Below are 13549 nucleotides of genomic sequence, written 5' to 3' on the forward strand. Positions count from 1 at the left end.
CGCGTGGTCACATTCACACTTTGTTGCTTAGAACTGGTAAACCAGGCCCACGGCAACCACGTTGTCGGTGTTGACACCGGCAGCCTTGGTGAAGTCGTTGTCGTCCAACAGGTTGATTTTGTAGTCAACGTAGGTGGACATGTTTTTGTTGAAGAAGTAGGTCGCACCCAGATCCACAAATTTAACCAGATCTTCGTCGCCATAGTCCTTGCCGTTAGCGGCCAGACCCAGGTTTTTACCTTTGGTTTGGTTATAACCGACGAATGGACGCAGACCGAAGTCGAACTGATAGTGTGCGTAAGCTTCGATGCTTTGCGCCTTGTTGGCATAACCATAAGCATCGCTGCTGGTAGAACCAAAGCGTGCGGCGTTGTAAGACTGGGTGAACATCACGGCCAGGTAAGCGTCGTTGGCGTCATATTTCAGACCACCAGAATAACCTTCTGCACGATCGCCACGACCCATGATGCCGCTGTATGCGCCACCGCCGTTTTGCTCGCTGGTACGTTTAGAGCTAAAGAAGGCACCTGCAGCGCTGATGCCATAGCCGATGTCGTAGTTCACCGACATACCGTAGCCGTCGCCGTTCTGATTGAGAACTTCACGGCCGTTGTTAGACTCTTCGCCGTTGCCGTTTTTACCCTGGTACTGCAGAGCAAAGTTCAGGCCGTCAACCAGACCGAAGAAGTCGGTGTTACGGTAAGTTGCCAAACCGCTGGAGCGTTGGAACATGAATTGGTCGGCACCGTAAGTGGAGCCATCGAACTCTGGCTGCAAGTCGGTATAAGCGGCAACGTCATACAGCACGCCGGTGTTACGGCCGTAGTCAAATGAACCGTAATCGCCAAATTTCAGGCCGGCAAAGCCGTAACGGGTAAAGTTCTTGTTGTCTTGGCTTTCAGCGTGGTTGAGGTTTGCCTGATATTCCCACTGGCCATAACCGGTCAACTGGTCGCTGATTTGTGTTTCGCCACGCAGGCCGAAACGCATATAAGACATGTCGCCATCGGAGCCATTGTTGTCAGAGAAATAGTGAAGACCATTGATCTTGCCGTACAGATCCAGTTTATTGCCGTCTTTGTTGTAGATTTCCGCCGCGCCTGCGGTGCCTGCAACCAGCAGTGCGGGGACGATCAGAGAAAGAACTCGAAGTTTCATTGTTATTATCCTCGTTTATTATGTCGAGCTATGGCCACTGCCCTTTTGAGCATTATTAGCACGACTGTGCATTACCATTCTGGTAACAAGGATAATATTAATCCAGAAAGAAAATGATACCAAGTATCCGATAGTGTTTCAGTGTGATTATTAAAGGTTTCCAAATGTAAACTTGCGCGAACTTCCACAAAACATTACAGACACACAAAATAAGGCACACAATGCCAAAAAACACACTTATAGATATAAAATCATACAGTTATACAAAAGCTTAAGAAAAAAAAGATTGCCATACAAAAGTCACTGACAATAAGCACATTGTGCCAAAAGCATCCCATAACGCTGACGTTATAATAATCCCGCTATCATCATTATTTTCATTATTACCTTCATTATCTGTAAGATAATTTTTTGTACACTCTGTACACTTCGACCGGCTTATGGCCGGTTTTTTATTGCCTCACGCTTAGCTCAAATTTCATCTTAATTCGCACTTTATGCCAAAAAATAATCACTTAAAGATATTATCCCACCAATTAACTTCCGCACTAATAGCTAATCTTTTCTTCTATTTTAGACTACATATTAAGCGCATTAATTTGGAAAGCATTTCATTGCTTAAATAACTTCCGCTTCGTGCTGCACGGGTGTTGATGCGACAACATTGGTCGCGCGGTTGCTATTTTGATAACCTGCACAAAATGCCCCGAAGAAGATGATCCATTCTATTTCAACCCGAAGCGCTATGGCGTCGGCTACAAAGCTCCCCTTTCCGCGCCAAATTTCGTCTGAATCCCAAAGACCAACTTTATTTTGAAACCAAAGGCTTGCCGCTGATCCTCAGCCATGCACGGGATTTTATCGAGCAACGGTTGGCGACGCCTTTTCCGAACAATGACGGCAAGCAGACCCCCATGCGCGGCCATCCGGTGTTTGTCGCTCAGCACGCCACCGCCACCTGTTGCCGTGGTTGCCTGGCCAAGTGGCATAATATTCCGCAAGGGCAAGCGCTGAGCGAACAGCAAAAGCAGTATATTGTGCAAGTCATTAGCCTGTGGCTGGAACGTCGTGCAGCACCGAAGGCCAATGATGGCGCAATTCCTTTCGACCCGGATCGCGGATTGTGATAAAAACAATCCATAACTTTCAGCCCCACTTCCACAATAGATCCCAAAGCCCACATGACATCCACCTTATGCAATGAACAGCAAAAACCCGGGGTACCGGCTCAGATCGCGACGCGGCTGGCTTTTTTTGTCGCCGGTTTCGGCATGGCAGCCTGGGCGCCCCTGGTCCCCTTTGCCAAAGCGCGCATCGGCATTGATGATGGCTCTCTGGGTCTGTTGCTGCTGTGCATTGGTGCGGGTTCGATGCTGGCGATGCCGCTCACCGGTTTTCTGACCGGCAGATTGGGCTGTCGGCCGGTGATCTTGCTTGCTGGTCTGGCGCTGTGCATCGATTTACCGCTGCTGGTGCTGATGAATACCACCCTGGGCATGGCGCTGGCACTGCTGCTGTTTGGCGCGGCAATTGGCATGATCGATGTGGCGATGAATATACAGGCCGTGGTGGTCGAGCGTGCCAGCGGCAAGGCAATGATGTCGGGCTTTCATGGTTTCTTCAGCGTTGGCGGCATTGCCGGCGCCGGGGGCGTTAGCATCATGCTGTGGCTGGGACTCTCCCCGCTATTAGCGACCTGTGTCACCGTATTGACTATCGCGGCGTTGCTAACCGTTGCCAGCCGCAATTTGCTGCGCGAAAGCGGCGGTGAAGAAGGTGGACCGATGTTCGTCGTGCCACGCGGCTGGGTAATGTTTATCGGCATTCTGTGCTTTATCATGTTCCTGGCGGAAGGATCGATGCTCGACTGGAGCGCCCTGTTCCTCACCACCCTGCGCGGGGTTGATCACAGCCAGGCCGGATTAGGCTATGCGTTGTTCTCCATCACCATGACCCTCGGCAGGTTGAACGGTGACCGCATCGTCAACGCCTTGGGCAGATATAAAGTATTGTTGCTTGGCAGCCTGTGTGCCGCCATGGGTCTGAGCATGGCGATTGTGTTCGATAACGCCATGCTCTCGCTGATCGGGTTTATGCTGGTAGGGTTGGGCGCCTCCAACGTGGTGCCGATTCTGTTCAGCGCCGCAGGCAATCAACATGATATGCCGGCCAATCTGGCTATCGCCTCAGTGACTACCGTAGGCTATGCCGGCATTCTCGCCGGGCCGGCGCTAATCGGCTTTATCGCCCAGTTCTCCAGCCTGACGGTAGCCTTTGCCTGCGTTGCCGTCTTACTCCTGGCTGTTACCGCCAGCGCCCGGGCGATAACCCGTTGATTCAGGAATGCGCAGCCAACTATGCAAAACAAACAACTGACCATTAGCTCAAGCAATATTACCCGCTGCTTCCTGCTATTTGCCGTGCTGCTGACGATTGCCATTGGCCTGTACGGCTACAACTATACCAACGCCTGGCTGGCGGAGAAAAAATATGCGCTGAACAGCATCGCCAATGGGCTGCAAAAGCGCATCGACAACTATCGCTACATCACCTATCAGATCTACGATAAATTCGGCAATGCGGCCTCCCTGAACGTCGATCCCAGCCTGCAGGAAACCCGACTGCGGCCGGACGTTTATTACCTGGAAAAACCGCATAAAAAAACCGACGCGGTCATTTTTGGCAGCCATGAAGAAGGGACATTGGCGATGATCGCCAATATTTCAGACTATCTGGACACCCGCTGGGGCGCCAAAACCGAAAATTACGCCATGTATTACCTGAATGGTCAGGACAACAGCCTGAGCCTGATCACCACTCAGCCGTTAAAAGAGCTGGCCTCACGTTTCAAAGAGAGCTATCTGACGACGTCGGCGGAAGATCGTCGCGCCGAAATGCTGCAACAGGCGAACATGCTCGATGAGCGCGAAAGCTTCTCCGCCTTGCGCAAGCAGCGCTTCCAGAATGCCTATTCATTTTCAATTCGCACCACTTTTAACCAGCCGGGGCATTTGGCCACGGTGATCGCCTTCGATCTGCCAATTAACGACATCATTCCCATTAACATGGCGCGCGCCAGCTTTATGCTGCTGCCCGATGATAACAACATGGACGACGGCACTCTGCCGATGGAAGCCTCCAGCAACACCGGTATATCGATGAACGGTAGCTGGGTGGAATTCAGCGCTTCCCTGCCTAACGCCCCGCTGAAAGTGGTTTACCGCGTCTCCGCCATCAGCCTGGCCATAGACCTGCTGCGTAACAATATTTGGCTGATTGCCATCAATTTGCTGCTGTTGGCGCTGTCGTTGGCAGGCATTTACTTTATCCGTCGCCAATACATCCGGCCGAGTGAAAGCATGGCGGTCGAGCTGGAAGCCGAGCGCGCACTGAATCAAGAGATCATCGCCAGCCTGCCTTCCGGCCTGCTGGTGTATAACTTCGCCAGCAATACGGTAATCGCCAGCAATAAGATTGCCCAACATCTGCTGCCTCACCTCAGCCTGCAAAAAATCGCTCACATGGCCGAACAGCACCATGGCGTGATTCAGGCCACGGTCAACAATGAAGTGTATGAAATTCGCATCTTCCGCAGCCAGCTGTCACCGGAGACCTACCTGTTCCTGTTAAACGATCAGGACAAGGAAGTGATGGTGAACAAACGATTGCAGCAGGCACAGCGCGAGTACGACAAGAATGTGCAGGCACGCAAGCTGATGCTGCATAATCTGGGGATCGAGCTGAACCAACCGGTGCGCCAAATGCACGATCTGGCCGATCGTCTGCGTACGCAACCGGATGAAGAACAACAGCAAGCACTGCTAAAAGAGTTGACCACACAGTCAGCGTCGGTGCTGGGCTTGATTGAGAACATCACCCTGCTCACCCGGCTGGAAACCCAGGACTGGCAACCTTCGCGTCACCCTTTCAGCCCCTCGGCCCTGGTAGATGAATTGCTGCGCGAGGCGCTGCCTTCCATCAATCAGAAAGGGCTGTCGCTGTTCAATCATTTCCAGCTTGATGTCGAGCAGCAATACATCGGTGACGCTAACGCGCTACGCAAGGTGATCTCGCTGCTGGTGCATTACGCCATTATCACTACCGCCTGCGGCAAGATTTCGCTGGTGGTTGATCATGAACCCGAGCACCCCGATCGCCTGGTGTTTCACATCAATGATACCGGCTCGGGTATTTCCAACGAGGAAATCAGCAACCTGAACTATCCGTTCCTCAGCCAGACGCTGGTGGATCGCTTTAATCATGGCTCCGGCCTGACCTTCTTCCTGTGCAACCAGCTGTGCAAAAAGCTCAACGGCCAGTTGGATATCCGCAGCAAGGTCGATATCGGCACCCGCTACACCATCCGCGTGCCGATGGAAATGGAGAAAAAGGAGACGGAAGCGCAGGAAAAACTGCTCGACGGCGTGACCGCGCTGTTGGACATCACTTCTGAAGAGGTGCGCGGCATTGTGACCCATCTGCTGCACGCCTACGGTGCAAGTTGCCTCGTTGCCGATGAACGCCAGGTTAACCGCGACTACGACGTTTTACTGACCGACAACCCGCAAAGGGCTGACGATTATACCCTGCTGCTGACCAGCGATGAGGCCGGATGGCAACAGCTTGAAAAACGGTATATTCGGGTAAACTATAACCTGAGTGGTGCAATGATAGACGCCGTGCTGATGCTGATTGAGCAGCAAATGGCCGCGCTGGAACAGCAGGAAAGCCCGCTTTCGCTGACCGCCGATGACATCCAACTCTATGAAAAACAATTGAAATCAAGTGATTACTATGGCCTGTTTGTTGATACAGTACCCGACGATATCAAAAAACTGTATACTGAGGCGGGCAGCAGTGATTTCAATGCTCTGTCACAGACAGCACACCGCCTGAAAGGCGTGTTTGCCATGTTAAATCTGCTTCCCGGCAAGCAACTGTGTGAATCGTTAGAACAGCACATCGCAGACGGTGATGCGCTCAAGATCGAGAATAACATCAGTCAGATTGATTTTTTCGTCAGCAGACTGCTGGAGCAAGGTAGCCAACAACATGAATAACCTGAACGTAATTATTGCTGATGACCATCCTATCGTACTGTTTGGCATCCGGAAGTCACTTGAGCAAATTGAATGGGTGAATGTCGTTGGGGAGTTTGAAGACTCAACAGCACTGATCAACAATCTGTCCAAGCTGGACGCCAACGTACTGATCACCGACCTTTCCATGCCGGGCGATAAATATGGCGACGGCATTACGCTGATCAAATACATCAAACGCCATTATCCGCAGTTGTCGATCATCGTTCTGACCATGAACAACAACCCGGCCATTCTGAGCGCCGTGTTGGATCTGGATATCGAAGGTATCGTACTGAAACAGGGTGCGCCTACCGACCTGCCGAAAGCGCTGGCCGCACTGCAAAAAGGCAAGAAGTTCACGCCGGAAAGCGTCTCCAAACTGTTGGAGAGGATCAGCGCCAGCGGCTACGGTGACAAACGCCTGTCGCCAAAAGAGAGCGAAGTACTGCGTCTGTTCGCCGAAGGTTTCCTGGTGACCGAAATCGCCAAGAAACTCAACCGCAGCATCAAAACCATCAGCAGCCAGAAGAAATCGGCGATGATGAAGCTGGGTGTCGAGAACGATATTGCGCTGCTCAACTACCTCTCTTCCGTCAGCATGGCACCGCTGGACAAAGAATAAAGAACACGGTAGTTAACAAGGGCGTGGCATTTTGCTGCGCCCTTTTGCTTTTAGGCCTCTTCAGACTCGGCGCGCACGTGGCGCACCTGCTGGCTATAATACGCCAATGTTTGCTCCAGCGTTTCCAGCGTCACCGGTTTCGACAAGCAATTATCCATGCCGGCCTCAATACAGCGCTGCTTCTCTTCCGCCAGGGCATTCGCCGTGACGCCGATCACCGGGGAAGTAAACTGCAACTCACGCAGTCGCTGGGTCAGGTGATAGCCATCCATGTTCGGCATATTGACGTCGGTCAGCACGATATCAACGGTATTGCGACTCAGCACGTCCAACGCGTCGACCCCATCATTGGCCGTCACCACCAGGTAGCCCAGCGAGCTAAGCTGATCGGACAGCAACCGGCGGTTGATAGGATGGTCGTCCACCACCAATAAATGAATATCACCGTTGTCGACCTGGCTGGCCTTGGTCGGCACCGGCAATTGCATCAGGGCACTGCCACTCTCATCCCGGGTGCCAAACAGTCGGTTGAGCAGTATGAGGGTTTCGCGCGGCGTCGAGGTGCTGTGCATCCAGTAACCCGGGCGCGTTTCCTGCGATGGGCCGATGTGCTCGATAGAAAATTGGATCTGCGCCAGCAGCGGCGTGCTGACCCTCAACGGGTGATCGCTGAGCATCACCTCGCCTTCAGCGGTGTCCTGCCCCTGATGGCGTAATACCGTCGCACCATAGCCGCCCAGGATCTCCATCAGATAACTTTCCAGCCGCTGGTTGCGGATATCCAGCCACAGCGTTTTGCCCAGCCAGGTATCGCTGGGCTGCGGGATAGGGAACTGGGCGCTAAACAGAGGAATACGGATGGTGAACAGGCTGCCTAATCCCGGCTCGGATTCAACGGCAATGTCGCCGTCCATCATGTTGATCAGCTTTTCGCAAATCGCCAGCCCCAGCCCGGTCCCCTGGAAATGGCGCTGTACACCGCTGCCCACCTGGAAGAATGGGTCGAACAGGCGGGTAATTTCTTTCTCCGGGATACCGACTCCGGTGTCGCGAACGCTGAATTCCAGATAATTGCCACGGGTGCAGACCTGCAGGATGATGCAGCCGGTATCGGTGAACTTAATGGCGTTGTTCAACAAGTTGGACAACACCTGCTGCAACCGCACAGGATCGCCGGAAATGCGCTCAGGCACGTTTTGCTCGATAAAGCAGTACAGCCCCAACCGCTTCTTCACCACCAGCGGTAAATAGTTGCCGGCAATGTGGGTAATCACCTCCAGACAGGAGAACTCTCGTGGCTCTATCTTCAACTGCTCGGATTCAATTTTCGAGAAGTCCAGAATATCGCTGATGATCTTCAGCAGCAGCCCGGAAGAGTTGTTCATCGCATTGACCAGTCGATCAACGCCCTGCGGCAATGCCTTGGTCTGCAGCAAATCGAGGTTGCCGATAATGCCGTACAGCGGCGTGCGCAGCTCATGGCTAACGGTCGCCAGGAACATCGATTTCGATTGGCTGGCCTGCTCCGCGGCGGCGGCCATCTCTTGCAGCGACTCCTCCATTTTCACGCGGGCGCTGACGTCCACCAGCACACAGATCGCCACGTCCTCATTACGGTAACGGGAATGAACGAAGCTGATTTGCAGATTATTGTTATTGCTGGTCATCACATCGACAAAATTCACCTGCTGTTCGCAGATGATGCGTGTAATGCGATCGCGATCCTCGTGAGTCAGCAAATTAATGTAGTTGTGCGCCAACTCGTTACTCAGAATGTTGGTTCCGTCGCTGATGCGCAAAATACAGATGCCCACCGGGGCCGAGGCGACAATTTTACGGTTGAACTGCTCATGTTCCTCCAGCCGAAAAGCGTTGTCCTCTGCCGGCAGGAACATTTTGCGTTCAAACAACCAGGCCAGGCTGAACAACACGATGGCGGACAGCAGATTCAGCAGCACCGCATTGAGGATCAGCATTTTGAAGCGCTCAACCACCGTCTTCACCGGCACCGCATAAACGATGCTGAGCGATGACGGCGGCAACGCCTTTTTCATGATCAGGTCGCGGTAATTATCGACGTAACCAAAGTAGGCTTGTTCCGTCGGATAACTGTCGGGCGCTTGCGCATTGCGCTCACCATCCGCCAGCTGCAGTATCGGTTCGTTGTTCTCATCCAGCAGGGTGACGGCGATCGGCAGATTGCCGGTAGTCACGAAGTCTTCCAGACGTATCGTCTGCTCAATGCCCAGCAACGCCTCCAGCTTGGAGCCAATATAGATTGGCGTCAGCACATACAGATAGCCGACATCCGGCCGCTGCTGGCTTGGGCTGATCCAGTACAAATTGTTGTCTTTATCCTGGTTCTTGGCGTTGCGATATTTAAGGATGCGCTCATGCAGCGTTTTCAGCGCCTCTGGGCGGTTGGCTACGCCGCTACTGCCGCCGAACTCCGCCATGCACAGGCTATCACCGCCGATAAAAAACACCCGGTTGAGATCGTAGGCCGCGACAAAGTTCTCTTTCCAATACTGGATCAACCCGCTCAGAGAATTGAGCGAGCTACGGTAGGTGTTATTAAGCGAACAGTTGGACTCCGGATAGAGCGGGAAAAACTCTGGCGGGCTGCTCTTGCCGGGAAAGATGCCGCTGAACATATCCATGCTGCTGACCGAGCCATTGAGGCGATTTTCCGCCATATATTTGATATCGCGGATGATATCGGCCGAATGACGGATGTAGCCCTGCGCCTGATCAAAATTCAGATTGTAGTCCTGCCGAATGTCAGACTCTTTCTGATGCAGGATATTCAGGATATAGAAAGTGGTGAGCAACGCCCCCAGCGACCACAGCATTATCGCCAGCACCCGGAACAGATAGCGGGAAATCTTTAACGTGGTGCGAAAAGAGGCTAAATATTTCAATCGGATACCGTACGAATGTGAGTGGTGGCCAGCGCGTTCATATCAGAGCCGGGAGCTGTTGGCTTGAGTCCGCTAATTAAACCATATAACTGAAAAAGGGCCTAGCATCGCTGCCAGGCCCTGTATTTTTCTGTGCAATAGTGGCGAAATGCCGCCAACTATGGCTTAGGCGTTGTCATCTTCTGCATCGTCTACCGCTTCAGAATCGTCGTCGCCTTCGTCCAGCGGCGTAGCGTCTTCTTCTACGGCTTCCGCGCCGGCTTCGAGGCTGTCGAGCTCTTCATCTTCTACCGGTTCAGCAACGCGCTGCAGGCCAACGACATTCTCGTCTTCCGCAGTGCGGATCAGCGTAACACCCTGGGTATTACGGCCAACCACGCTGACTTCCGAAACGCGAGTACGCACCAGCGTACCGGCATCGGTGATCATCATGATCTGATCGGTGGTATCCACCTGCACCGCACCCACTACCTGACCATTACGCTCGCTCACCTTGATGGAGATAACCCCTTGGGTGGCTCGTGACTTGGTCGGGTATTCGGTAACCGCAGTACGTTTACCGTAGCCGTTCTGGGTAACGGTCAGAATATCGCCTTCACCGCGAGGCACAATCAGGGAGATAACGCTGTCGCCTTCGCCCAGGTTGATACCGCGCACGCCGGTAGCAGTACGGCCCATGGAACGCACCTGCGTTTCCGGGAAGCGAACCACTTTACCGTTGGCGGAGAACAGCATGACTTCGTTGCTGCCGTCGGTCAGGTCAACACCAATCAGCTCGTCACCCTCATTGAGGTTGACGGCGATGATGCCTGCGCTGCGTGGGCGGCTAAAGTCGGTCAACGCCGTTTTCTTCACGGTGCCGCTGGCGGTTGCCATGAATACATGACGCCCTTCTTCATACTCGCGCACCGGCAGAATGGCGGTGATACGCTCATTGGCTTCCAGCGGCAACAAGTTGACGATTGGACGGCCACGTGCGCCACGGCTGGCTTCAGGCAGTTGGTACACCTTCATCCAGTACAGGCGACCACGGCTGGAGAAGCACAGGATCGTGTCGTGGGTGTTAGCCACCAACAGACGATCGATAAAGTCTTCTTCTTTGATACGTGCAGCGGACTTGCCCTTACCGCCGCGGCGTTGCGCTTCATAGTCGCTCAATGGCTGATACTTCACATAGCCCTGGTGCGACAGCGTAACAACCACGTCTTCCTGATTGATCAGGTCTTCGATATTGATATCGGAAGTGTTGGCGGTGATCTCGGTACGGCGGCCGTCGTTGTACTGCTCTTTAATTGCGACCAGCTCTTCGCGGATCACTTCCATCAGGCGGTCTGGGTTTTCCAGAATAAAGATCAGCTCGGCAATGGCGGTCAGCAGCTCTTTATACTCGTCCAGCAGCTTTTCATGCTCAAGGCCGGTCAGTTTCTGCAGGCGCAGATCCAAAATCGCCTGAGCTTGCTGCTCGGTCAGGTGATATTTGCCATCACGGATGCCAAACTCCGGCTCCAGCCACTCAGGGCGTGCCGCGTCATCACCGGCGCGTTCCAGCATGGAAGCGACATTACCCAAATCCCATGCCTGCGCAACCAAGCCGGCTTTCGCTTCCGCTGGGGTTGGCGCACGACGGATCAGTTCAATGATCGGATCGATGTTGGCCAGAGCAATAGCTAACGCTTCCAGGATATGGGCACGATCGCGAGCTTTACGCAGTTCAAAGATGGTACGGCGGGTGACCACTTCGCGGCGGTGACGAACAAACGCCTGCAAAATATCTTTCAGGTTCAGCAGCTTCGGCTGGCCCTGGTGCAATGCCACCATGTTGATGCCGAAGGTGACCTGCAATTGCGTCAGTGAGTACAGGTTGTTCAGTACCACTTCGCCAACCGCATCGCGCTTGACTTCAATGACAATACGCATGCCGTCTTTGTCGGACTCGTCACGCAGCGCGCTGATGCCTTCCACGCGTTTTTCTTTAACCAGTTCGGCAATCTTCTCGATCAGACGCGCCTTGTTCACCTGATACGGGATCTCGTGAACAATAATGGTTTCGCGACCGGTTTTAGCATCGGCTTCTACTTCAGCGCGCGCACGGACATAAACTTTACCACGCCCGGTACGGTAGGCCTCTTCGATACCGCGACGACCGTTGATGATCGCCGCCGTCGGGAAGTCCGGCCCCGGGATGTGTTCCATCAGGCCTTCGATGCTGATGTTTTCATCGTCGATGTAGGCCAGACAGCCGTTGATAACCTCTGACAGGTTATGTGGCGGAATGTTGGTGGCCATGCCCACGGCAATACCCGACGAGCCGTTAACCAGCAGGTTCGGGATCTTGGTTGGCATGACGGCTGGGATCTGCTCGGTGCCATCGTAGTTAGGCACGAAGTCGACGGTTTCTTTTTCCAGATCCGCCAGCAGTTCGTGAGCAATTTTTGACATGCGCACTTCGGTATAACGCATCGCCGCGGCGGAGTCGCCGTCGACGGAACCGAAGTTGCCCTGACCGTCCACCAGCATATAGCGCAGTGAGAAAGGTTGAGCCAAACGCACGATGGTGTCGTAAACCGCGCTGTCACCGTGTGGGTGATATTTACCGATGACGTCCCCGACGACACGGGCCGATTTCTTGTATGGTTTATTCCAATCGTTACCCAGTACGTTCATCGCGTACAAAACGCGGCGGTGTACCGGCTTCAGTCCATCACGAACATCTGGCAGCGCACGTCCGACAATTACGGACATCGCGTAGTCCAGATACGAGTTTTTCAACTCGTCTTCGATGTTTACCGGTGTGATTTCTCTGGCAAGGTCGCTCATGGAGCTGCTATCCCTCTACTAATGATTCATCTGCCCGCTGCCATAGTGGCAAAGGTGTAAAACTATATCACAAAGCACGCTTTACGGGAAAATAACCGCCGCCGATTCACTGAAATTGTGCATATATGTGCGCTAAAAATGCATCGGCGCAGACGGCGCTGCGCCGGAACATGTATAATCCGCGCAACGAGAACCAGGAGCCAAATACGCCCATGAATGCAGAATCATCCAGCCAAGCGCAAAACGTAGACCATCAGGAAATCGCCAAGTTCGAGGCCGTGGCCTCTCGCTGGTGGGATTTGGAAGGTGAGTTCAAGCCGCTGCACCGTATCAACCCGCTGCGCCTGAATTATATCCTGCAACGCTCAGGCGGCATTTTTGATAAAACCGTCCTCGACGTGGGCTGCGGCGGCGGCATTTTGGCGGAAAGCATGGCGCGTGAAGGCGCAAAAGTGACCGGTTTGGACATGGGTGCCGAGCCATTGCAAGTGGCCCGGCTACACGCGCTGGAAACTGGCATGAACGTGAATTACGTGCAGGAAACGGTAGAGAGCCATGCCCAGGCCAACCCGCAAAAATACGACGTCGTAACCTGTATGGAAATGCTGGAGCACGTGCCCGATCCGGCTTCGGTAGTGCGCGCCTGCGCTCACCTGGTCAAACCGGGTGGCCATGTGTTCTTCTCCACCATCAACCGCAACACCAAGGCCTGGCTGATGGCGGTCATAGGTGCGGAATATATTCTGAAGATGGTCCCTCAGGGTACCCACGACCATAAGAAGTTCATCCGCCCTTCCGAGCTCATCGGCTGGGTTGACGGCACGCCGCTGCGCGAAAAACACATGATTGGCCTGCATTACAACCCGATCACCGACCACTTCAAGCTGGGTGGCAACGTTGATGTGAACTACATGGTACATACTCAGCACGAAGGCTGATGCCGCACTCAA

8 protein-coding genes are annotated in these 13549 nt (G+C 53.6%); 5 read left to right on the top strand and 3 right to left on the bottom strand.

The features are described from left to right. Positions 1 to 27: 27 nt before the first annotated feature. Positions 28 to 1158, bottom strand: coding sequence for a porin OmpC (ompC, locus tag LQ945_RS05635; protein WP_044552570.1), 1131 nt, complete (start codon positions 1156 to 1158; stop codon positions 28 to 30). Positions 1159 to 1880: 722 nt separating this feature from the next. On the opposite strand from ompC, the gene LQ945_RS05640 reads away from it, so the two are divergent. The 4 genes from LQ945_RS05640 to rcsB are packed head-to-tail and all read left to right on the top strand — an operon-like array spanning position 1881 to position 6861. Then, entirely contained in the window at positions 1881 to 2285 is a 405-nt protein-coding gene (locus LQ945_RS05640; protein ID WP_270102961.1) for a DUF4186 domain-containing protein, read from the top strand. A 54-nt stretch (positions 2286 to 2339) separates the two neighbouring features. Next, positions 2340 to 3494: an MFS transporter gene (locus LQ945_RS05645; protein ID WP_270102477.1), complete on the top strand. Its 1155-nt coding sequence runs from the start codon at positions 2340 to 2342 to the stop codon at positions 3492 to 3494. Positions 3495 to 3515: 21 nt separating this feature from the next. After that, positions 3516 to 6218 (top strand): phosphotransferase RcsD, encoded by a 2703-nt coding sequence (gene rcsD, locus LQ945_RS05650; protein ID WP_262240977.1) that lies wholly within the window; start codon positions 3516 to 3518, stop codon positions 6216 to 6218. Further along, positions 6211 to 6861: a response regulator transcription factor RcsB gene (rcsB, locus tag LQ945_RS05655; RefSeq protein WP_004947156.1), complete on the top strand. Its 651-nt coding sequence runs from the start codon at positions 6211 to 6213 to the stop codon at positions 6859 to 6861. The genes rcsD and rcsB overlap by 8 nt, the downstream gene beginning before the upstream one ends. A gap of 50 nt (positions 6862 to 6911) precedes the next feature. Here the strand turns inward: rcsB and rcsC are convergent, their stop codons facing one another. Next, positions 6912 to 9782 (bottom strand): two-component system sensor histidine kinase RcsC, encoded by a 2871-nt coding sequence (gene rcsC, locus LQ945_RS05660; protein WP_270102478.1) that lies wholly within the window; start codon positions 9780 to 9782, stop codon positions 6912 to 6914. A gap of 165 nt (positions 9783 to 9947) precedes the next feature. Then, on the bottom strand, positions 9948 to 12599 hold the full coding sequence (gene gyrA, locus LQ945_RS05665; RefSeq protein WP_270102479.1) for a DNA topoisomerase (ATP-hydrolyzing) subunit A: 2652 nt from the start codon (positions 12597 to 12599) through the stop codon (positions 9948 to 9950). 212 nt (positions 12600 to 12811) lie between these two features. Between gyrA and ubiG the strand changes: the two genes are divergently transcribed. Further along, a complete protein-coding gene (ubiG, locus tag LQ945_RS05670; protein WP_182823925.1) occupies positions 12812 to 13537 on the top strand; it encodes a bifunctional 2-polyprenyl-6-hydroxyphenol methylase/3-demethylubiquinol 3-O-methyltransferase UbiG in 726 nt (241 codons plus the stop codon). The last annotated feature ends 12 nt before the right edge of the window (positions 13538 to 13549 follow it).

The sequence above is a fragment of the Serratia liquefaciens genome (assembly GCF_027594825.1).
Lineage (GTDB): Bacteria > Pseudomonadota > Gammaproteobacteria > Enterobacterales > Enterobacteriaceae > Serratia > Serratia liquefaciens_A.

Bases quoted from the DNA above. Each gene is read 5' to 3' on its own strand.
- rcsB (WP_004947156.1), top strand. From the start codon at position 6,211: ATGAATAACCTGAACGTAATTATTGCTGATGACCATCCTATCGTACTG.
- rcsD (WP_262240977.1), top strand. From the start codon at position 3,516: ATGCAAAACAAACAACTGACCATTAGCTCAAGCAATATTACCCGCTGC.
- LQ945_RS05645 (WP_270102477.1), top strand. From the start codon at position 2,340: ATGACATCCACCTTATGCAATGAACAGCAAAAACCCGGGGTACCGGCT.
- gyrA (WP_270102479.1), bottom strand. From the start codon at position 12,599: ATGAGCGACCTTGCCAGAGAAATCACACCGGTAAACATCGAAGACGAG.
- ubiG (WP_182823925.1), top strand. From the start codon at position 12,812: ATGAATGCAGAATCATCCAGCCAAGCGCAAAACGTAGACCATCAGGAA.
- ompC (WP_044552570.1), bottom strand. From the start codon at position 1,158: ATGAAACTTCGAGTTCTTTCTCTGATCGTCCCCGCACTGCTGGTTGCA.